Source organism: Nocardioides sp. NPDC051685, from assembly GCF_044453405.1.
Classification (GTDB): domain Bacteria; phylum Actinomycetota; class Actinomycetes; order Propionibacteriales; family Nocardioidaceae; genus Nocardioides.
The window spans coordinates 957,537-978,461 of the sequence record NZ_JBITCR010000002.1; the positions used below are offsets into that span (position 1 = coordinate 957,537).

Annotated in this window: 19 protein-coding genes and 1 pseudogene; 7 read left to right on the top strand and 13 right to left on the bottom strand. The window is 70.1% G+C overall.

Features of this window, described 5'->3' with window-relative positions:
- The first annotated feature begins 167 nt into the window (after positions 1–167).
- Positions 168–1,541, top strand: a complete 1,374-nt coding sequence (locus ACIA03_RS09685) for an MFS transporter (RefSeq protein WP_396981624.1) — start codon at positions 168–170, stop codon at positions 1,539–1,541.
- A gap of 163 nt (positions 1,542–1,704) precedes the next feature.
- Positions 1,705–2,361: a GntR family transcriptional regulator gene (locus ACIA03_RS09690; RefSeq protein WP_396981626.1), complete on the top strand. Its 657-nt coding sequence runs from the start codon at positions 1,705–1,707 to the stop codon at positions 2,359–2,361.
- A gap of 19 nt (positions 2,362–2,380) precedes the next feature.
- On the opposite strand, the gene ACIA03_RS09695 is transcribed toward ACIA03_RS09690, so the two are convergent.
- Positions 2,381–3,847 (bottom strand): NAD-dependent succinate-semialdehyde dehydrogenase, encoded by a 1,467-nt coding sequence (locus ACIA03_RS09695; protein WP_396981628.1) that lies wholly within the window; start codon positions 3,845–3,847, stop codon positions 2,381–2,383.
- A 107-nt stretch (positions 3,848–3,954) separates the two neighbouring features.
- Between ACIA03_RS09695 and ACIA03_RS09700 the strand changes: the two genes are divergently transcribed.
- Together ACIA03_RS09700 and ACIA03_RS09705 are read left to right on the top strand one after the other, a co-directional pair.
- Positions 3,955–5,208, top strand: coding sequence for an aspartate aminotransferase family protein (locus tag ACIA03_RS09700; protein WP_396981630.1), 1,254 nt, complete (start codon positions 3,955–3,957; stop codon positions 5,206–5,208).
- Positions 5,209–5,219: 11 nt separating this feature from the next.
- Positions 5,220–5,417 carry a hypothetical protein gene (locus ACIA03_RS09705; protein WP_396981632.1) on the top strand — a complete coding sequence of 66 codons (198 nt, stop codon included), beginning with the start codon at positions 5,220–5,222 and terminating at the stop codon, positions 5,415–5,417.
- Between the two features lie 11 nt (positions 5,418–5,428).
- On the opposite strand, the gene ACIA03_RS09710 is transcribed toward ACIA03_RS09705, so the two are convergent.
- Entirely contained in the window at positions 5,429–6,181 is a 753-nt protein-coding gene (locus tag ACIA03_RS09710) for a DoxX family protein (RefSeq protein WP_396981634.1), read from the bottom strand.
- A gap of 35 nt (positions 6,182–6,216) precedes the next feature.
- Positions 6,217–7,326, bottom strand: a complete 1,110-nt coding sequence (locus ACIA03_RS09715; protein WP_396981636.1) for an FAD-dependent oxidoreductase — start codon at positions 7,324–7,326, stop codon at positions 6,217–6,219.
- Positions 7,327–7,343: 17 nt separating this feature from the next.
- Here ACIA03_RS09715 and ACIA03_RS09720 point away from each other — a divergent pair, with 17 nt between their 5' ends.
- Together ACIA03_RS09720 and ACIA03_RS09725 are read left to right on the top strand one after the other, a co-directional pair.
- Positions 7,344–7,814 carry a hypothetical protein gene (locus ACIA03_RS09720; RefSeq protein ID WP_396981638.1) on the top strand — a complete coding sequence of 157 codons (471 nt, stop codon included), beginning with the start codon at positions 7,344–7,346 and terminating at the stop codon, positions 7,812–7,814.
- A 36-nt stretch (positions 7,815–7,850) separates the two neighbouring features.
- Positions 7,851–8,237, top strand: coding sequence for a nuclear transport factor 2 family protein (locus ACIA03_RS09725; protein WP_396981640.1), 387 nt, complete (start codon positions 7,851–7,853; stop codon positions 8,235–8,237).
- Between the two features lie 5 nt (positions 8,238–8,242).
- Here ACIA03_RS09725 and ACIA03_RS09730 read toward each other — a convergent pair whose 3' ends face one another.
- From ACIA03_RS09730 to ACIA03_RS09740, 3 genes are all read right to left on the bottom strand, one after another.
- A complete protein-coding gene (locus ACIA03_RS09730; protein ID WP_396981642.1) occupies positions 8,243–8,554 on the bottom strand; it encodes a hypothetical protein in 312 nt (103 codons plus the stop codon).
- A 36-nt stretch (positions 8,555–8,590) separates the two neighbouring features.
- A complete protein-coding gene (locus tag ACIA03_RS09735) occupies positions 8,591–9,850 on the bottom strand; it encodes a PHB depolymerase family esterase (protein ID WP_396981644.1) in 1,260 nt (419 codons plus the stop codon).
- A 131-nt stretch (positions 9,851–9,981) separates the two neighbouring features.
- Complete coding sequence (locus tag ACIA03_RS09740; RefSeq protein ID WP_396981646.1) at positions 9,982–10,605, bottom strand: flavin reductase family protein; 624 nt, start codon at positions 10,603–10,605, stop codon at positions 9,982–9,984.
- Between the two features lie 179 nt (positions 10,606–10,784).
- On the opposite strand from ACIA03_RS09740, the gene ACIA03_RS09745 reads away from it, so the two are divergent.
- A complete protein-coding gene (locus ACIA03_RS09745) occupies positions 10,785–12,059 on the top strand; it encodes a PQQ-binding-like beta-propeller repeat protein (protein ID WP_396981648.1) in 1,275 nt (424 codons plus the stop codon).
- A gap of 34 nt (positions 12,060–12,093) precedes the next feature.
- Here the strand turns inward: ACIA03_RS09745 and ACIA03_RS09750 are convergent, their stop codons facing one another.
- The 7 genes and pseudogenes from ACIA03_RS09750 to ACIA03_RS09780 all read right to left on the bottom strand — a co-directional run bounded on the left by ACIA03_RS09750 (position 12,094) and on the right by ACIA03_RS09780 (position 20,923).
- Positions 12,094–13,368: a DUF222 domain-containing protein gene (locus tag ACIA03_RS09750; protein WP_396981650.1), complete on the bottom strand. Its 1,275-nt coding sequence runs from the start codon at positions 13,366–13,368 to the stop codon at positions 12,094–12,096.
- A gap of 445 nt (positions 13,369–13,813) precedes the next feature.
- On the bottom strand, positions 13,814–14,764 hold the full coding sequence (locus ACIA03_RS09755; protein ID WP_396981652.1) for a hypothetical protein: 951 nt from the start codon (positions 14,762–14,764) through the stop codon (positions 13,814–13,816).
- 67 nt (positions 14,765–14,831) lie between these two features.
- Entirely contained in the window at positions 14,832–15,215 is a 384-nt protein-coding gene (locus ACIA03_RS09760) for a DUF6508 domain-containing protein (protein ID WP_396981810.1), read from the bottom strand.
- A 45-nt stretch (positions 15,216–15,260) separates the two neighbouring features.
- A pseudogene (locus ACIA03_RS09765) lies at positions 15,261–15,788 on the bottom strand (O-acetyl-ADP-ribose deacetylase); the annotation flags it as partial.
- Positions 15,785–18,271, bottom strand: a complete 2,487-nt coding sequence (locus ACIA03_RS09770; RefSeq protein ID WP_396981654.1) for an AMP-binding protein — start codon at positions 18,269–18,271, stop codon at positions 15,785–15,787. The gene ACIA03_RS09770 and the pseudogene ACIA03_RS09765, both read right to left, overlap by 4 nt.
- Positions 18,268–19,302, bottom strand: a complete 1,035-nt coding sequence (locus ACIA03_RS09775; protein WP_396981656.1) for an ABC transporter ATP-binding protein — start codon at positions 19,300–19,302, stop codon at positions 18,268–18,270. Before ACIA03_RS09775 ends, ACIA03_RS09770 begins: the two co-directional genes overlap by 4 nt.
- 79 nt (positions 19,303–19,381) lie before the next feature.
- Entirely contained in the window at positions 19,382–20,923 is a 1,542-nt protein-coding gene (locus ACIA03_RS09780) for an ABC transporter permease (protein ID WP_396981658.1), read from the bottom strand.
- Positions 20,924–20,925: the final 2 nt, after the last annotated feature.

Genomic DNA, 20,925 nt, shown 5'->3' on the forward strand with positions numbered 1-20,925 from the left:
CGAGGCTTTGCACAAACCTCCCGTCCCACCCCGCGCCACCTTGCACGCGCCCTAGCCAGGGCGTACAGACAGCGCTAACGTGGCGCAAATTGTTGACAACCCTACTGTCGACACTGCGGGTCAAATGCGGTCCCCAGCCATCAATCACACCGAATAGGTGAGAAGAAATGTCCGGAACCCCCAATATCCCCTCCCACGAGGAACAGCCCGACAAACCGATGCTCCGAAGAGCCATCACCGGCTCAGCGGTCGGCAATGCGACCGAATGGTTCGACTATGGCGCCTTCGCCTATGTCGCCACCGAGATCACCGCGAACTTCTTCCCCGAGATGGGGTTCGCCGGCACGGCTCTGACGTTCGCGATCTCGTTCATCCTGCGACCGCTGGGCGGCATCTTCTGGGGCCCGCTCGGCGACCGCATCGGGCGCCAGCGCGTCCTCGCGACGACGATCATCCTGATGGCCGGCGCGACCTTCTTGGTCGGCTGCCTGCCGACGTACGACTCGGTCGGCATCTGGGCCGTGGTCCTGCTCGTGCTGCTCCGGGTGATCCAGGGATTCTCGACCGGCGGCGAGTACGGCGGCGCCGCGACCTATATGGCCGAGTGCGCGCCCGACAAGAAGCGTGGCTTCTACGGCAGCTTCCTCGAGTTCGGCACCATCGTCGGCTTCACCGCCGCCATCGCCGTCGTCTTCATCACCGAGAAGAGCATCGGCCAGGAAGCGATGACCGACTGGGGCTGGCGAATCCCGTTCCTGATCGGTGGTCCGATCGGCCTCATCGGCCTCTACATCCGGACCAAGCTCGAGGAGACGCCGGTCTTCCAGGAGCTCGAGACGCAGGACGCCGTCGAGGGCGGCGCGGGCGCCGCGCTGAAGGATCTCTTCTCGCTGTTCTGGAAGCCGATCCTCACCCTGATCGGCCTCGTCGCCGCGCTCAACATCGCCAACTACACCCTGCTCGCCTACATGGCGACCTACCTGCAGGAGGAAGCCGGCTTCGACAGCGCCGACGCCGACCTGCTGGTCATCTTCGGGCAGGTCGCGATGTTGATCTTCCTGCCGGTCGCCGGAGCGCTCTCGGACAAGGTCGGCCGCAAGCCGATGTGGGGTGGCTCCTTCATCGGTCTGATCGTGCTGTCCGTGCCGATGTTCCTGCTGATCGGTCAGGGCTTCTGGCCGGCGGTCCTCGGGTTCACCGTGCTGGGCATCGTCTACGTCGCCCAGCTGGCGACCATCTCGGCGACCTTCCCGGCGATGTTCCCCTCGCAGGTGCGCTACGGCGGCATGGCGATCGGCTACAACATCTCCACCGCGGCGTTCGGTGGCACGGCCCTGTACGTCAACAACGCGCTCATCGGCGCCACCGGTGACGTCCTGATGCCGGCCTACTACATGATCGCCGGGTCGGTGATCGGTCTGATCGCGCTGTTCTTCGTCGTCGAGACGGCGGGCAAGTCGATCCGGGGCACCGAGATCCCGGGTACGCCTGAGTCCGAGGCGGAGCTCGCCGAGCTCGACAGTCTCGACAAGACCGTCTGACCGACGTCCGCGAACGGGTGTGCCGGGTGCGAACCGCGTACCCGGCACACTCGGTCGATCCGCTCACCGCCGGACCGGCCACATGCAATGATTGTCAACAATCAAACTCTTTCTCGGTGACCCATCGGAGATCACGTTGACAGTGACATCGAGCTTCGAACCCGTGCACAGAGAGTCGACGGCCTCGGTCATCGCTCGCCAGCTGCGCACGGCGATCATGGAGCGCACCCTGCAGCCCGGTGCACAGCTGAGCGAGACCGCGCTCTCGACCCAGTTCGGCGTCAGCCGTGGCCCGTTGCGCGAGGCGATGCAGCGCCTGGTCCAGGAGGGCCTGCTCCGCAGCGAGCCCAACCGTGGGCTCTTCGTGATCGAGCTCGACGAGGCCGACATCCGAGACATCTACGTGGCCCGCGGAGCTGTCGAGGGCGCCGCCGCCGCGATGATCGCCCGCGCTCGGGTCCCCGCCGCGCTGCGCGAGCTCCGCGCCGCCTGCGACGCGATGACCAAGTCTCTCGAGCTGAGCGACCCGGCGGCGCTGAGCGACGCCGACTTCCACTTCCACGACGTGCTGGTGCAGTGCTCCGGCAGCCGGCGCCTGGCCCGGATGCACCAGACCCTGATCGTGGAGACCAGGATGTGCCTGACCGCCCTGGAGGGCACCTACCAGCAGCCGCTCGAGCTGGTCGAGGAGCACAACCAGATCGTCGACGCCATCGAGGCCGGCGACGTGAAGCTGACCCTCAAGCGCGTCGAGCAGCACATGGACGAGGCGCTGCGGCGCCTCATCCACGCCGAGGACAACGACGAGGGCTACGTCTAGCCCCAGGCCGCCGCCCGCATCACATCGCGATCCCGACGTACTTGGTCTCGAGGAACTCCTCGATCCCCGTACGCCCGCCCTCCCGCCCCAGTCCCGAGGCCTTGACGCCGCCGAAGGGCGCGGCGGGGTTGGACACGACGCCCTGGTTGAGCCCGACCATCCCGGACTCGAGCGCCTCGGCGACCCGCAGCCCGCGGCGCAGGTCGTTGGTGAAGACGTAGTTCACCAGGCCGTACTCGGTGTCGTTGACCGCCGCGACCACCTCGTCCTCGGTGTCGAACGGGGTCAGCGGCGCGACCGGGCCGAAGATCTCCTCGCTGCCCATCCGGGCCGAGACCGGTACGCCGGTGAGCACGGTCGGCGGGTAGAAGTAGCCGGGCCCGTCGGGGGCGACCCCGCCGGTCAGCACGCGCGCGCCACCGGCGACCGCGTCGTCCACGAGGGTCTGCACCTTCTCCCGGGCGGTCTCGTCGATGAGCGGCCCGACGCGGACGCCGTCCTCGACTCCGCGACCGACGGGCAGCTCGGACATCGCCTTGGCGAGCCGGTCGCCGAACTCGTCGATGACCGAGCGCTGCACGAAGATCCGGTTGGCGGCGGTGCAGGCCTCCCCCGTGTTGCGCATCTTCGCGGCCATCGCGCCGGCGACCGCCTCGTCGATGTCGGCGTCCTCGAAGACCACGAAGCCGGCGTTGCCGCCGAGCTCCATGGACGTACGCAGCACCTTCTCCGCGCTCTGGGCCAGCAGCACGCGGCCGACCGCCGTGGAGCCGGTGAAGGAGAGCTTGCGGATCACGCCGGAACGGAGCAGCGGCTCGGTCAGCTCGCCGGGCCGGGTGGTTGGCAGAATGTTGACAACCCCCTCGGGCACGCCGGCCTCGCGCAGGATCTCGCCCAGCGCCAGCATCGAGAGCGGCGTCTGCTCGGCGGGTTTGATGATGCTCGTGCAGCCGGCCGCGATCGCCGGGCCGAGCTTGCGGGTGCCCATCGCCATCGGGAAGTTCCACGGCGTGATCAGCAGCGCCGGGCCGACCGGCTGCTTCGTGATCAGGAACCTGGAGCCGCCGGCCGGCGCTGTCTGGTAGCCACCCTCGATCCGCACCGCCTCCTCGGCGAAGTGGCGGAAGAACTCCGCCGCGTATGCGATCTCGCCCTTCGCCTCGGCCAGCGGCTTGCCCATCTCGAGGGTCATCAGCAGCGCGAGGTCGTCGATCCGCTCGTGGAGGAGGTCGAAGGCGGCCATCAGCATGTCCGCCCGGGCACGCGGCGCGGTCGCGGCGAACTCCTTCTGGGCGCCCGCGGCGGCATCGAGCGCACGCCGGCCGTCCTCCGGCGTCGCGTCGGCGACAGCGCAGAGCACCTCCCCGGTCGACGGGTCGAGCACGTCGAAGGTCTCGCCTCCGCTCGCGTCCGTCCACTGACCTGCGACAAGAAGCCCCTTCGGCACCTCTGCCACGACCCGTGCCTCGTTCGGTTCTCCGCCCATCACGCATCTGCCTCCAAGGTCAGCATCCGGCCGTCCGGCTGACAGCCGGCCAACGCTGGCCTAGTGTAGTAGCGGGTCGGATTGTCAACAATCGACAGGAGTTCATGGTGGCCAAGCTCTCCCCCATCCTCAAGCAGGCAACCCCGGTCGTGGCGGCTCGCGGCGAAGGCGTCCAGCTCTTCGACGAGGACGGCCGTCGCTATCTCGATTTCACCGCCGGCATCGGAGTGACCAGCACCGGCCACAGTCATCCGAAGGTCGTCGAGGCTGCCCAGCGCCAGATCGCGAACCTGGTCCACGGGCAGTACACGACGGTGAAGCACCGCCCGCTCCTCGACCTGGTCGACCGCCTCGGGCCGGTGCTCCCCGACGGCCTCGACAGTCTCTTCTTCGCCAACTCCGGCTCGGAGGCCGCCGAGGCCGCGATCCGCCTGGCCCGGCAGGCCACCGGCCGGCCCAACATCGTCGTCTTCCACGGCGGCTTCCACGGCCGCACCGTCGCGGCCGCCTCGATGACCACCTCGGGCACCAAGTTCCGGGCCGGCTTCAGCCCGCTGATGGCCGGCGTCGTGGTCTCCCCCTTCCCCGACGCGCCCCACTTCGGCTGGCCCCAGGAGCAGGCGACCGAGTTCGCGCTGCGCCAGCTCGACTACACGCTGCAGACCCAGAGCGCCCCGGCGGACACGGCCGCGTTCCTCGTCGAGCCGGTCCTCGGCGAGGGCGGCTACGTACCCGCCGACGCAGCGTTCCTCGACGGCCTGCGCGAGCGAGCCGACGAGCACGGCATCCTGCTCATCATCGACGAGGTCCAGACCGGCTTCGGCCGCACCGGCGAGTTCTGGGGACACGACCACTTCGGCGGGCGCCCGGACATCATCATGACGGCCAAGGGCCTGGCCTCCGGCTTCCCGCTGTCCGCGATCGCGGCGAGCGAGGCGCTGATGTCGAAGGCCTGGCCCGGCTCGCAGGGCGGCACCTACGGCGCCAACGCCGTCGCCTGCGCCGCCGCCCTCGCGACCCTCGATGTCATCGAGGAGGAGGGCCTGGTGAAGAACGCCGCCGAGCGCGGCGCCGAGCTCCGCTCCGCCCTGGAGCAGGTCGCGTGCAAGCACGAGGCGATCACCGACGTACGCGGTCTCGGGCTCATGCTCGGCAACGAGTTCCGCACCCCCGACGGTGAGCCCGACGGCGCCACCGCCGCCGCAGCCCAGCAGGAGGCCGTCAAGCGAGGCCTGCTGCTGCTCACCTGTGGCGCCTGGGGCCAGGTCGTACGCTTCATCCCCGCCCTCGTGGTCGACTCCGCCGCCATCGACGAGGCCGCCGACCTCTGGGCACAGTCCGTCGACGCCGTCCTCAGCTGAGCGAGCACCTCATGCTGATGACGCACGACCTCGAACGACTGCTCCGCTGGGAGCAGGCCGGCGCGACCTGGGAGGCGATCTGGCCGCGCGCCGACGAGGTGACGATCGTGCTGTGCACCTGCGACAGCGGCGAGGAGGTCGACCGCTACACCTCGGCGGCCGCCGACCTGCTCGACTACGTGAGGAATCCGAGCCGGGCCGACAGCTGACCGGTCACGCCTCAGCGCAGGAAGCAGAAGACGAACACGGCAACGCACAGGACCAGCGACAACGTGGCGTTGAGGGCAAGATTGCGGCCGAAGTCGCGGGCCCGGATGTGTGCGGAGACGGCGAGCACGAAATAGACCACCAGAGCCGCGCTGGCCAGCGCCCCGACGTACGGCACCCACAGCCCCGCGACCAGGCCGACGGTCGCGGCGACCTTGACCCACGGCATCACCGGCCACAGCGCCCGCGGCAGCCCGACGTCGGTGAAGCACCGGGCGATGAAGCCGAGAGGCTTGAAGCACATCACCGCGTCGCCGATCTGGATCAGCGCGAGCAGCACGACGGGCCACCACGGGTCCGGCAGATCACTGACGTACGCCGCCACGACCCCGCCGAGATCGTCCTGCCCCGCCGCGTACATCCCGGTGACGACGAGCGTGGCCGACGCCAGCGCGAGACCGGCCCCGGCGCGCCCCAGGCTCCGGTCCCCCACCCGCAGGTGCGCGCCGATCGCGAGCACGAAGAGGGCCACGAAGCCGGCGGCGGCAACGATCCCGACAGCCGGGACCGCGAGACCGACCAGCAGACCGAGGAAGCCGAGCCCGTAGGACGCCCCGATCGGGAACCTCAACCACTCCACCGGCACCGAGAGCCGTTGGGCCTCGGTCACGGGTATCCGGTGTCCGGTCAGGTTGAGCACCGCCCCGCCGAGGGCGGCGATCGAGGCGATGAGGGTCACGGTGAGATAGGTAGCCGTCATGTCCATCCAGACACCAGCGACCGTGAGGCTGTGACGGGGACCTACCTGCTCAGCAGCCCCGCGACCGCACCCAGGCCGGCGAGGCCGGCGTCGCGGACCGCCACCACAGGGCCGTTCTCGAGCTGGCCGAGCACACCGACCACCCGGGACGCCCGCACCAGGCGGGAGGTCGCGGGACGCCGGGTGCGGTCGTACGCCACCAGCGCACTCTCGATCCGAGCGTGGCCGGCGAGCTGCGCAGCGAGCACCGCGGCGTCCTCGATCGCCGCGCAGGCGCCCTGGCCGAGGTTGGGGGTCGTCGCGTGCGCGGCATCCCCCAGGAGCACGACCCGCCCGTGATCGAACCGCTTCAGCGGCAGCCGCAGGTCGCAGATGTCTCCGCGGATGACCGCGCTCGGCGGCGTCGCCGCCAGCAGCTGCGGGATCGGCTCGTGCCAGTGGCCGACCAGCGCGGTGACGTCGGCATGGTGGTCCCCGCCGCTCTCCCCCGCCGGCCGGTTGGCGGTCGCGAACCAGTAGGTCCGGCCGTCGACCAGCGGGACGTACCCGAACCGCACCCCGGTCCCCCAGGTCTCGCCCCCCGTGGTGGACGCGTCACCCGGCACCGGCTCCGCGGTGACGCCGCGGTAGGCGGTGTAGCCGGCATAACGTACGTCCTGGCGCTGGTGCAGCTCGTTCCTGATCGTGCTGCGGATCCCGTCGGCGGCGACCACGAGATCGGCCGGACCGCGCGGGTCGACGTCGTCGAGATCGGCGAGCCCGGCGACAGTCACCCCGGTGCGTACTTCCACCCCGTCGCGCGCCGCGAGCGCGCCCACCAGCGCCTCGTGCAGCCGCGCCCGATGCACCATCACCGGGGTCCGCTCGGCGGCGTCGGCGCCCACCTTCGCCAGCCAGCGCCCGTCGGGCCGCCGCAACCCCGCCTGGATCGCCGGCCGGGTCCCGTCCACGAGCCGATCCGCGACCCCGAGGTCGGTGAGGATCTTCCACGCTCGCGGCCAGATCGAGAGGCCCGCGCCGACCTCGCCGAGCTCGGGCGCGCGCTCCAGCACGGTGACCTGCCATCCGGTCCGCGACAGCGCGAGTGCCGCGGTGAGCCCTCCGATCCCCGCACCGACCACCAGAGCACGCCGACCCGCTGAGCTGTTCACGCCTCGAATCTAACCTGATGAGTATCCGCACTCATGCGCCCGGCTTCCCGATCAGGGAGCCTGGAGACATGAAGCTCTTCGTACGTCTGGCCGCCATGCTGGGTGGCACCGTCCTCTACACGATCGCGATGGTCAACCTCTTCCCCAGCGAGGACGCCGACATCGGCGCGGGCCTGATCTACTTCGCGCTGCTGCTCACCGTCTCAGGGATCTGGGGCCTGTGGGACGGCTACCACGCGAAGGCGCTACCGCCGGTGTTCGTCCGCTGGGCGGTGGTGGCCGTTGTCATCGGCCTCAGCGGCCCGTTCCGGATCTGGTTCGAGGAGGGTCGCGACTTCGGCGTGCTGCGGAGCGACCTGTGGAACCTGACCCCGTTCCTCGCCGGGCTCGTCCTCGCCCCCGCGGCGGTGGGGATCGCGGTCGGCTACGCCCTCAACAGCGGTGGCCGGAGCCTTCCGCGGAACACGGCGCACCACCCGTCCCTCTAGGCTCTCCCCCAGCAACCGACCCAGGAGGAGCCCCAGATGACCACCTTCCGCGAGGCGATCGAGGCCAAGGACATGGACGCCGTCGAGGCGATGCTCGCCGACGACGTGGTGTTCACCAGCCCGGTCGCGTTCAAGCCCTACCCCGGCCGGGCGATCACCGCCGCGATCCTGCGCGCGGTGGTCAAGGTGTTCGAGGACTTCACCTACGTACGCGAGATCCACGACGGCACCCACCACGCCTACGAGTTCACCGCCAAGGTCGACGGTCTCGAGCTCAACGGCTGCGACTTCCTCAGCTACGACGAGGAGGGGAAGATCGTCGACTTCAAGGTGATGGTCCGCCCGCTGCGTGCCGCCGAGGCCCTCGCCGCCCGGATGGGCGAGCAGTTCGAGGAGATCAAGGCCGCCGCCGTGCGGGGCTGAGGCCGTCAGTCGACGGGTCGCCCCTGCCGGCGCTCCTCGAGCCGCTGCTGCGCTTCGGGCAGGAACTTCAGGCACGGCGCGTCCGCCTCGGGATGCTTCTGCGTCAGGTGGAAGATCCATCGGTCCATCGCGGCCATGAAGCCGTTGTCCTCACCGGCACGGTAGGTCGCCCACTTGATCCTGTCCCTGGCGACGCACTCCGTGCAGGTGATCTTGTAGACGAACTGCTCCTGCGCGCCGAGGTCGATCCTCACCGTGGCCAGGGGCCCGGCCTGCGAGGCTGCCTTCCGCTCACGAGCGGACCTGCTCGCTGTCATGCTGCACCTCGTTCTGGTCGGGAGACGAAGCCTACGTCAGCACGTCGTGACCACGTCGAAGCGGCCGCCCGCAGACTCCCGGAGGGTGGTGACCGTGGCGTCGCCCTGACCCAGATAGTCCTCCGAGACGTTGGCGTAGAACGGGTTGTAGGGGTTGGTGCCATAGGAGTGCGCGCGCCCGGCGGCCTCGTGCTGGGCGTTGGTCGCAGCACCGCAGTAGAGGCCCGGCTCGGTCGGCGGGTCCGTGGGCTCCTCCGTGGGCGGGTCGGTCGGCTCCGTGCCCCGCTGGACTCGGCGGTTGTTGTCGAAGAAGAAGTCCGTGACGTACGCCGGGTAGTCGATCGAGTTCGTCGTGATGTAGGAACCACCGGGGCCGCCACCGGCGGGCCAGTTGTGTCCCATCCCGGTGTTCTGGATCAGCGACACCCGCGGACCGCTGCCGTCCGACCACAGCGTGCCGGACCCGGCGGTGTTGTTGCCGGCCAGGCCCGACAGCGAGAACGACGAGGATGACCCGGCACCGTAGATCCCGGCCATGACCTGCGCGTTCAGGGTGTTGTAGCCGGGCGCGACGGTGGTGTCGTTGGAGCCGTAGACCACCGAGGTGATCTGGCTGTCGAAGCCCGAGGAGGCGGAGCCGGCGAAGGTCCGGCAGGTGTTGGTGACCTGTGACTGCGTCACCGCCACGGACCCGATCTGCCCCGAGGTCGTCCCGACCGACGGGCCGGCGTTGATCCCGATCCCGGCGAACACGTCGGGCGCGAGGCAGCCCATCACCATCGTCTCCCCGCCGCCCGACGACAGCCCGGAGAGGTAGACCTGGTCGGGGTCGATGTCGAGCGCCGGATCGGCGAGCAGGTCGCTGACCAGCTGGAGGAGGTTGTCGTCGTGGCGCCCCGGCGAGGTCCGCGAGTGGTTGCTGTCGTAGTAGTCCCAGCAGCCGAGGAGTACGCCGCCGTTCGGTGCCGCGGGGATCGCCACGACCATGCCGCGAGCGTCCGCGGTCGCGGCCCAGTTGCCACCGTCGCGCAGGTTGGTCGAGGTCTGGACGCAGCCGTGCAGATTGACCATGAGCGCACGCCCGGTCCCGAGCGTCGGAGCGGTGCCGGGGACGTACAGCTGGGTCGTCATCCCGCCCGCCGTCCGGGCCGTCCACGTGCCCGCTGCCACGGCAGGATCGGCGGCGGGCGCCACCGCGAGCGCCGCACCACCGGCCAGCACCAGGCCGAGGCCCGCGAGCGCCGCACCGATCCGTCGCTGCCGGAACCTGGGTGAGATCCGTGACCCGAGACGCATGACCGATCCTCCTGAGGGTGACCCGCCCGCCGCCTCCCGGCGGGCAGATCGACGGTAGATGTGACGGTCGCCACGGGTCTATGTCGACCCGGACCACAATTCGCCGCCCGGATGTATCGATCCGGCGCGGATCAGCGGTAGAGCTCCTCGTCGATGCTCGCCAACCGCGACGGATGCACCCGCTCCCCGAGCCCGTAGAACTGCTGGAAGCTCATCACCAGCGGCCGCCAGCGGTCCGGGTCGATCCGGTTGGGATGGCCCTCGAGGCGTACGTCGGGCATGACCCGCACCGCGGTCACCGCGACCTCCACGGCGAGCAGCTTGGGCTCACCGAGATCGTGGATCGCCGAGATCGTCCCCTCGATGTGCACCGGGCACTCGGCGACCGACGTCGGCAGCACCGTGTCCGATCCGTACGCGGTCAGCCCGGCGTGTGCGTACTTGTCGGACACCTGCACATACCCACGCTCCGCCTTCGTCGCCGACATCGCCGCGTTGGCGGTGGTCAGCGCCAGCCGGTCGACCTGGGTGACCATGTCGACTCCGGGAAGGTTGAGGACGATCTCGGGCCGCTCCCGCACGTTGCGCGCCGTCTGCGACGAAGCCCCCATCCCGAGAACCGCCGTACGTCCCAGCCAGAACACCGACGACATCGGCATCAGGTTCGTGCTGCCATCCTCGTTGAGAGTCGAGAGCAGCACCACCGGCGTGCCGAAGTAGAGAATGGCCGGATCGATGTCGACATGCGTTCCCATGTCTCGAACCTAGGGCGCACGACCGGCGACGTCCGGCGGGAACCGGACGGCGCATTGTGCGCGAGCCTTCCCTACGGTCCGGGTAACTTGAGCGCAGCATCGTTCTCGGGACAAGGGTGACAAGGATGAGCACGACTCCTCATGGGGCGGGCACGACATCAGAGCCGCGGCGACGCCGCATGCTTACGTATCTGTCGGCCGCGCTGATCGTCATCGCGCTCCTCATCGGCGCTGTGGTCGTCGTCGCGAAGGGGCGAGCCCACGACAACACGGCGGGCGATGTCGTGTGGCGGGCACCGATCGGCATCGCCGACCCTGCGGGTGCCGTCGTGGTCGGCGAGAACACCTACGTCTATGCCCGTGACGAGGTGGAGGTCCACGGGCCAGACGGCATCTCGATCGCCGTCGGCGAGCACCGCGACGCCTACGTCGCCGCCATCGGCGATACCGGGCACTTCGCACTGGCCGGATCCGACACGATCAGCTTCTTCGACCCCATGGGAAACGTGCTGTGGCGGCGCGACCTGGACGGAAGGCCCCACCTCAATTCGATCGTCGCCATCGGAGACGGCGATCTCAGCTACCTCAGCTGCCCGGGCCAGAAGGCATGCGAGATCGTCCATCTGGCTGCCCACGGCCGCGAGACCTGGAGATACTCGACAAGCTCCGCCGACCTGAGCAGCGCCGTCCGAAGCACTTTCACGCCCGACGGTGACCGAGATCCCGCGCTCAGTCGCGTCCCACCGATGCCCGTCGAAGTCACCGACACCTACGCGGTCATGCTCGAGAACGGAAAGCCGTGGGGCGCGAAGGTGCGTTCGCAGAAGTACGGCTCACCGGTCCAGTTCGGGCAGACCCTGATCGGCATCACCGACCACGGCAACAGCTGCAGGTACGACGCGGTCAAGAACGGCCGGCACCTGTGGGACTCGGCCATCGCCTGCCCGCTCGACCATCTCAGCTGGCCCGGGATACAGGTGTTCGGCAACGGCCTCATGCTCTCCTATCGGGACGGCCCGCACGGCCACGCGATCGTCAAGCTGGACGTCGAGACCGGGAAGGCCCGCCTGGTGGAGCTTCCGTCGTACCCAGAAGACGCCACGACGATCGAGACCTTCATGACGGAGAAGGAGACCGTACGAAGAGTCGATGGCACCCTCACCGCCTTCTCGGTTTCGACCGGTGAAGAACTGTGGAGCAAACAACTGCCCGACCGGGCCGACGTCTCCATGGACGGCGGCACCCTGACCGTGACGAAGGACTACAACCCGATCTGGCACCACCTCGCCCTGCACAATGGTGAGATCCCCAACGACCAGATCGAGGCCTGGAGCACGAAGACTGGCGAGAAGACCTCCGGCGTCGCGGCAACCAACATCCTGGCCACCGCCAACGGCGACTTCGGCGGCGCTGTCGTGGTGACCGAGGACGAGCTCATCAAGATCGGCTCCTGAGACGGCGGATCAAGAGCTCGGGGCGTGCGTGCCGTCAGGGTCTGCGCGTGAAGCGGATCGTGCCGTCCGGTAGTCGGCCATGGACGTACGCAGGGTTGTGGGCCAGCCGGTGGTGATGGAGGCACAGCAGTGCGCCGTCTTTGAGGTTGGTCTTGCCGCCTGCTGCCCAGGGATCCAGATGGTGGGCGTCGCACCATTCCGGGGGCACGTCACAGCCCTCGGCCTGGCAGCACTTCTGCTGGAGCCTGAGTGCTTTGCGTTGGATCGGCTGGAAGAACCTGCTGCCCCGGCCGGCATCGAGGACCTCACTGTCACCACCGAGCACCCAGGGGATGATGGTGGCGTTGCACGCCATCCGCCGGGCCTCGGCCGCTGAGATGGTGGTGCCGTTGGTCTCGTCGAACCCGAGGGTCGCTACCCCGAGGTCCTTGCGGAGCTCCTCGAGGGAGATGACCACGTTGATCGTGGTGGCGTCGCCACCGTGCCTCGGCAGGGCGGCGGGATCGAGGGTCTCCAACAACCGCGAGAACCCCTGCCCCATCAACCGTTGCCAGGGCGGCAACGACGCACCCTTGTCCAACAGCTGCTGTTTGCGGGGCTGGGCGTAGGCCTCCACCAGTCGCTTGAACCTCATCCCGACCGAGAGCGGCAACACACCTTCGAATCCGAGGGTGCCATCGTGGTTGTCCCAGACTCGGAGTGCGGTCCTCTGCTGAGCCCGTTCCTCCTCAGCCAGGAGTGCTTTGGCTTCGGCGTCCTCGAACCGGGCCGGGTCGATCTCGGCCAGGATCCGCTTCCCCACGACCCTCAGCCCGTTGGCAGTCAGCCGGGTGGCGTACTCGACCAGCAGCTTCTCAGCCAGGACCACGTCCTCACGGCTGGCCACAGGATCGGCATCGATCTTGTCCAACGCCGCCGTGATCACCCGAGCCTTGTCCAAAGACACCACACCCTCGGCCAGACCAGCACTGACGAGGTCGTACTTCGCGACCCCGGTCGCGAGCTTGATCTGCGAACGCGCCGCACCCTTGTCGACCAACAGCTCAGCACGCATCCACCCCGAGACGTCCTTGTCGCCGGTCTCCTCGGCGATGTCGCCGGCAGCAGCGAGGACGCGGAGCTTCAACGCGGCCTGCTGGGCCTGAAGCCTCTCCAACCGCACGAGCAGGTCCTTCTTCTGCCCGATGCGCCAATAAGACGGGTCGGTGGCGAGCAGGTCGTGGAGGGCGGACTCGATGGCGACCAGGGCGGCGTCGATCGCATCGCCGGGGTTGGTGCCCCAGTGGTCGATCGAGCGGCCGAGACTCATCGCCATCCCTCCCCTTCAGAGGTGTGCTGTGATGGTCCTGATTCTACTCGCCAACCACCTCTCTGACTATCTATTTTCCCTGGTCAGAAACACTTTCGCGGTGAGCGAACGGTGTCGTTCCTGTGGATGGTAAGTGGCCCGAAGGGCCACTACTTCCACCCCACCAACACCACCTGTCCCAGGCAAGACTCTCCCGCGGCCACACCCGGGCCGCCGCCCCGATAGCCAGCCAAGATTTTCTCGACGGGCCCCGGTGTCAAGGCGATGTATCGAGCTTGTCGAGATGACCGCGAAGCGGCCGGCGAAGCCGGCGGCCGCAGGCCGTCCTTGACTCCGGGGTCCGCCGAGAAGACCCTCGAGAACGGGTCGGCGGCCCACCCCAACCCCGAAGAAACAGCTCCCACACAGACGGGGCTCGACAAGCTCGACCACCGGGGCATCGTCATCATGCGTCGCGCACCCCGCAACCAACAGCCCTCGCGACCTCGGCAACCATCACCCGAAGATCACCGAGAGCAACAGGCCGCTGCGAAACACCCGCGGCACCGATGGTGGCGACCGTGCCACCGCCGGCGACGTCCGGTCCCAGTTCGCACGCCCAGAATGCCCGCGCGCTGCGACCACCGCCACGGACGTACGCCCGCCCGCCGGCGACGGCGAACGAGTCTTTCACGGTACCGATGCGACGGTTTTCGTCGTCCCAGTCGTTCTGTTCGACCGACGCCGTGGCCACGAGGCTGCCGACCTCTCCGCCGACGCTGTCAGTGACGAGGTCACAGGTCCAGCTCTCCCGATCCTCGAGGGGCAGCGGTTCGGGATCGACGGCTCTGAACAAGGCGGTGCCGAGCACCGATACGACACGGCCGGTGCTCATCCCACAGGCGGTCGGCTCTGCGTACGTCTCGAACGGTCCGTCCAGGGGATCGGCGGCGCAACCGGCGGCATACTCGGCCGCTGCCCTCAACACCTTGCCGAACGCCTTCGCCGATCCCTCGATCTCGGAGGAGGACCAGACGGAGATCGCCGGTATCCCCGGCCAGTATCGCGAGCACACCCAGGTGCCCTCGAAACTGCCGTCGGTGCGATCGAAACCGGCGCGGCCGTCGTTGAAGCTCATTCGGTGCGAGCTCGATTCGACCGTCCGGAGCCGCCTCGGCCAGCTCGCCGCATCATCGGTGAGCGCCATGAACTCGAGCTCGCCGTCGTCAGACCCCTCTCCGCCGACGAGGGCCGAGCAGCGCTTGCCGAAGCCGTACCGCTCCACGAACCTGTCCGTCCCGAGCAGGTCCTCGACGAGGGCGGCCCGTACGCCGCAAACCGTCGCCTTCTCGTAATGAGGCGTCAGGCCACTGCGCCACTTCAAGAGGCCACCGCCCGCCAACAGCAGCACGATCACGACGCCGATGACGGCGACACGAGAGCTCATGACATTCGCCTTCGGTCCCGAGACAAGGGTCATGATGTCAGCGCTCGGTGTCGTACCAAGTACGCAGCCGGGCGATGATCGCGTCCATGGAGCCGTCCTGGAACGCACGCCCGAACACCCCGTCGTTGAACCGCTCGCCCCGCACATAGACGGTCGCCAGCCGCGCCGCATCGGCGACCGGCGCTGCTGCGAGACGAGCAGGCTCGGTGCGCAGCGGGTTGCCGCTCATCCATTTCATCCAGTCAGCGTTCGCGCTCGGGAGCGCGACATAGAGCTGCCGCAACCGATCGCTGTATCTCGGGTACGGCCACTGGATCACGCCGTCCTCGTTCTTCTCACCGCCGCCCCAGGTGAACTCGCGGTCCTCGGCCGTCAAGCCGTCGGCGAGCTCGAAGAGCTCACGCCACTTGTTCTCCGGCACGCGCCGCAGCTCGTCCTCGACCTCGGCGTCCGAGGGATCGAGGGCCCCGCGGGCGCGGTCGAAGGTGTCGTACGCCTTCTGGTCGAAGAGCACCAGGCGCACCTCGTCGACAACGGTCGGGGTGCGGGCGAGGGTCCACAGCGAGACGTACGCGGCCTCCTCGAGGGGGTAGCGGTAGACGCCGGTCGAGATCGCCGGGAAAGCGACGGTGCGAGCGCCGAGCTCGTCGGCCACCCGGAGGGACTCGCGAAAGCACGAGGTCAGCAGCGCGATGCGATGTCCTGAGCCTGTCGAAGGGTTGTCCTGGCCGTCGGTGTACATCGGCCCGACCGTGTGGATCACCCACCGCGCCGGAAGGTTGCCGGCGGTCGTCGCGACCGCCCGCCCGACCGGCAGGCCGCCGGCGAGACGTCCGGCCCGCAGCGCCCGGCACTCCTCGAGGATCGCCGGGCCGCCGTGCCGGTGGATCGCCCCGTCCACCCCTCCCCCGCCCAGCAGCGAGGAGTTGGCGGCGTTCACCACGGCATCGACCTGCTGTTCGGTGATGTCCCCACGTACGACCGTGATCCTCACGCGGTCAATCTAGCGAGCCGGGCGCCAGGGACTCGGGCCCTGGCCGCCCAGGCTGCCGGACCGCGCGCGACGGCCACGCCGGCGGCCAGCGAGGCGAGGACGCCCAGCCACCCCAGCCCGGCGGCCTCGAGACCCGGATAGATCTGCCAGTGGACGAGGTAGATCCAGAGCGAGGAGGCGGCGAGCACGGCGGCCGGCCGGGCCAGCGGCCAGGGCAGCAGGATCGGCCACGGGACCAGCAGGACGAGGATGCCGAGGGCGACCGTGGCCTCGCGGACAGAATCGCCGAAGAAGCCGTACGTCGCCACCACGACGAGAGCCGCGACGAGGACACGCTGCCACGGTCGCCGTGCCTCGGCCGCCGCCCATCCAAGCGCCAGGCACCACAGGACACAGCCGATCGTGTAGCGCTCGGTCGCACCGGCCTCGAGGCCGACCCAGAGATACCGGATCGCGAGGGTCGCGCCGACGACGGCGAGAGCCGCTCCGAAACGATGGCGCCGCTGCCACCGGTCGAGAGCGGGCACCAGGAGCAGAAGGGCGAGGCCGGTGAAGGACCAGGTGATGACCTCCAGGAACCACAGCTGCCAGTCGCGGGTCCACTCGTCGCTGCCGAGTGCCTGGTTGAGCCCGAGCGCGGTCGGCCAGTGGTAGCGGTCGCTGACCAGGGCCACCGCGGCGACCCACAGCCCCGCCGGGAGCGCGACCGCCGCCGCGCCCCGGAGCAGCCGACGCGTACGCAGAACCCGCGTCGGTGCGGTGAGCCCGAAGCGGGCCAGGTTGAAGCCGGCCACGGCCAGCAGGATGTGCGCGCCGCCGAGGAGGGTCCAGACGTCCGCGTGGCTGCCGACGATGGCGACGATGGCCACCGCGCGCAGCACGACGGGGATCTCGACGGGGCGCAGCCATCGCCGGGGACTCCTCGCGCCCGCGGCGAGCTCGGCGATGCTCCGGTGCTGCCAGCGAGCCGGCAGGGTGCCGAGCCGCTCGCCGAGCTGGGTGGCGATCTCGACGAAGGAGAGCGAGTCGCCGCCGAGCGAGACGAAGCTGTCCGACACGGTCGCGTCAGGGCGCCGCAGCACCGCCGCATAGACCGTACGCAGCGCCTCGGCGTCCGCACCCTCGACCGGCCCCGCGCCCAACGCCCCGCCCGGCTCCCCGGACGCCTCGGCCAGGCTCGCCCAGGCGTTCAGCGTGGCGTAGTCGACCTTCCCGTTCGGCGTACGCGGCACCTCGGCGATCCGGTGGACCTCGACCGCGGCTCGCGGCAGGGTCACGATGCCGTCCATGAGCGCCGGCAGCTGGCCGGCGGACTGGTGGTCGTCGGTGAACAGGTGCAGGCGGCTGCCGGGTGCGACGGCACGTACGGACCCGGAACCGAGCTCGGACTCGATCCGGTCGAGGTCGATACGCAGCCCGAGGATCTTGCCGAACCGGCTCCGCCGGCCGGTGATCTCCCAGAGCCCGTCGTCGGCCTGACGGGCGAGGTCGCCGGTGCGGAGCTCGGTCAGCTCGGGCCCGCGGGCGAGGTCGCCGACGTTATCGGCGTACCCCATCATCACGTTCGGGCCGGTGTAGACCAGCTCGCCGACACCCTCCTCCAGGCCGTCGACGGGATCGAGGCGGAAGTGGCCACCGGGGATCGGGATGCCGATCGCCTCCGGCCGGCTCGCGGCGAGGTCCGGAGGGAGGTAGGCCATCCGGGCGGTCGCCTCGGTCTGGCCGTACATCACGACCAGGTCCCATCCGCGCGAGGCACCCAGCTCGGCATAACGACGGACCGTCGACGGCGGCATCTTGCCGCCGGCCTGGGTGATGTAGCGCAACGACGGCAGCGAGCGGTCGGCGAAGCCCGAGGTGTCGAGCAGGTCGAAGGTGTAGGGCACTCCGGCGAACGACGTCGCGCCGTTGCGGGCGGCGACGTCCCAGAAGCAGTCGTCGGCGACCGAGAGGTCGGTGAGGATCACCGCGGCGCCGACGCTCAGGTGGGAGTTGAGCACCGAGAGGCCATAGCAGTAGTGCAGCGGCAGCGAGCTCATCGCCCGGTCGGCGGAGGTGAGCCCGAGGTAGGCCGCGATGCCGGCCGCGTTGGCGGCCAGGTTGTCCCGCGACAGCCTGACCAGCTTCGGCGACCCGGTCGAACCCGAGGTCGACAGCAGCAGCGCGAGGTCGGGGTGGATCTCGGACTCGCCCTGGAACGCGGCCCGGTAGCGCCTCCGGAGCTCGCCGAGATCGCCTCCCGGCGGCGTCAGCAGCACCGGACGCCGAGCGGCGAGCGCGGCGAGGTAGCCGATCACCGAGTCCAGGTCGTTGCCCGCCTCGAGCAGCACGATGCCCTGGGAGCCACGATGGGCGGCCACCCGGTCCAGCACCGCCTGCTCCAGCTCGGCATAGGTCAGGGTCGTCTCGGCGGTGATCACCGCCGGATCCCCCGGCCGCCCGTTCAGGAGCAGGTGGGCGCCCGCCTCGATCGCAGAACTCACGGAGCGTCCCCGGGGTAGCCGACCAGCGGCCCCACGACCTCGAGGGTCACGGTGGCGCCGATGTCGGGGATCCCGGTCCCCGGGACACGGGCGGTCACACGTACGTCATCGCTCACCCGCACCCGGATGGTGGCGTCGTGGCCGAAGAAGGAGACCTCCTCGACGACGCCCTTGGTGCCGGAGGTGGCGTCGGCCGAGACCTGCACCTGCTCCGCGCGGACGACCAGCGTCACCGGTCCGGCGGGCTGCGCCGTGGTGAGCGTGACCTCCCCCAGCGGCGACACGACCCGGCCGTCGACGACCTCAGCGGGGAGCAGCGTCGCCGAGCCGAGGAAGGCGGCGACGCCGGGATGCTCCGGGGTCAGGTAGACGTCGACCGAGGAGCCGACCTGCAGGAATCGCCCGGAGGCCATGACGGCCACCTGGTCGGCCAGCGAGAGCGCCTCGCCCTGGTCGTGGGTGACCAGCAGCGCTGCCGCGCCGGCGGTACGCAGCGCCCGCACGACCGCGCGCCCGGACTCCTCCCGCAGGCCTGCGTCGAGCGATGAGAACGGCTCGTCGAGGAGCACCAGCCGGGGCCGGGGCGCGAGCGCGCGGGCGACCGCGACCCGCTGCTGCTGGCCGCCGGAGAGCTCGTGGGGATGACGTCCGGCCAGCTCGGCGGGCAGCTCGAGCAGGCGGAGCAGCTCGGCCACCCGAGCCTGCCGCTCGGCCCGAGCCACCTTCCGCCCCAGCCCGAAGGCGATGTTGCCGCCGACGTCGAGGTGCGGGAAGAGCGCGCCCTCCTGCGGGACGTACCCGACCCCGCGCCGGCGCGGCGCCAGCCCGGCCACGGAACGTCCGCCGATCCTGATCTCCCCGGCACTCGGGGTGATGAACCCGGCCACGCACCGCAGCAGCGTCGTCTTTCCGCAGCCCGAGGCTCCGAGCACGGCGGTCACGCCGCGCTCGACGGTCAGGTCGAGCCCGTCGAGGACCTGCTGGCCGCCGTGTCCGGCACGGAGCCCGCGCACCTCCAACGCCGCGGTCATCGGGCCACATCCGTAGCGCAAGCGCCAGAATACGGACGCGGCCCGATGATGTATCCGATGTTCGCTCGCTGACGCTCGCTCATCGGGCCTCCCCTCTCGACGAACGACCCAGCAGGATCGTCGCCGGCATCGCGAGCAGCACCAGCGCCAGCGCGTACGGCGCCGCGGCGCCGTACGCGACCGAGGACGCCTCGCTCCAGAACTCGGTGGCCAGTGTCGTGGTCCCGATCGGGGCCAGCAGCAGCGTCGCGGTCAGCTCCGTGGAGACCGCGAGCGCGACCATCGCGGTCGCCGTCGCCAGCCCGGGCAGCAGCAGCGGCAGGGTCACCCGCCGCATCGCCCCGGCCCGGCTCAGCCCCAGGCTGAGCGCGACTTCCTCCAGCCGCGGCGGCACCAGCTCCAGCACACCGCGCACCGCCACCAGGGCGCGCGGCAGGAACAGGATCACGTACGCCACCACGAGCAGCGGCAGCGTCTGGTAGAGCGCGGGCAGCCAGCCGATGGCGACGGTGACCAGGGCGAGCGCGACGACCACGCCGGGCAGCGCGCTGGTGACGTACGCGACCCGCTCGACACCCAGCGACCAGCGGGTCCGGCGGCGTACCGCCTGCCAGACGACCGGAAGGGCCGCGGCGGTCGCGACGACACCGGCCACGGCGGCCAGCGCGATGCTGGTGCCGGCGGCCGGCAGCAGGCGGGCCAGGTCGAGCTCGGCCGAGGCGCCCCGGACCAGCCAGCGCACCAGGCTCGCCGCGGGCAGACCGACGGCGAGCGCGACGAAGACCCCGAGCGCGATGACGACCGGCACGGTCCCCCGCCCCAGTCGCAGCCGGGTCGCGGGACGGGCGGTGCCGCTGCCGACACGGGCACGGCGGGCCGGCCCCCTGGCCAGCATCTCCAGGGCCAGCAGCCCGAGACAGGCGAGCAGCAGCACCCCGGCCAGCAGGGTGGCGGCCGGACCGTTGAAGGCGGCGCCGTACTGCTGCAGGATCGCGGTCGTCAGGGTCGGGTAGTTGAGCAGCTGGAGGGCGCCGTACTCAGCCAGCAGGTGCAGTCCGACCAGGAGCGCACCGCCGAGCACCGCGGGCGCGACGGTGGGCAGCACCACGCGGAGGAACACCTCTCGCGGCCGCTGCCCGAGCGCCGCCGCCACCTCCTCGAGCGACGGGTCGAGGCGCCGCAGCGCCGCCACCGCGGGCAGGTAGACCAGCGGATAGTAGGAGAGCGAGACGACCAGGACGGCCCCGAGGTAGGACTGGACCGCATGGGTCGTCGCGACCCAGGCATAGCCGTTGACGAAGGCCGGGATGGCCAGCGGCGCACACAGCGCCCCGTGCCACCAGCCGGCCAGCGGCAGGGAGGTCCGCTCGACCACCCAGGCGCCGCAGACCCCGAAGACCACCGAGAGCCCGACCCCGCCGACCAGCAGCCTGCCGGTGTTCCACAGCAGCTCGCCGATGCGCGGACGGACCAGGAAGTCGTACGCCTCGGCCGGCCCCAGCGAGGCGGTCGACCACAGGACGTACGCCACCGGCAACAGGCAGACGGCAGCGATCGCGCCGGCGAGCGCCGGCATCAGCCACCTCCCGGAGGCGGTGCCCGGAAACGTGCCGAGATGCACTG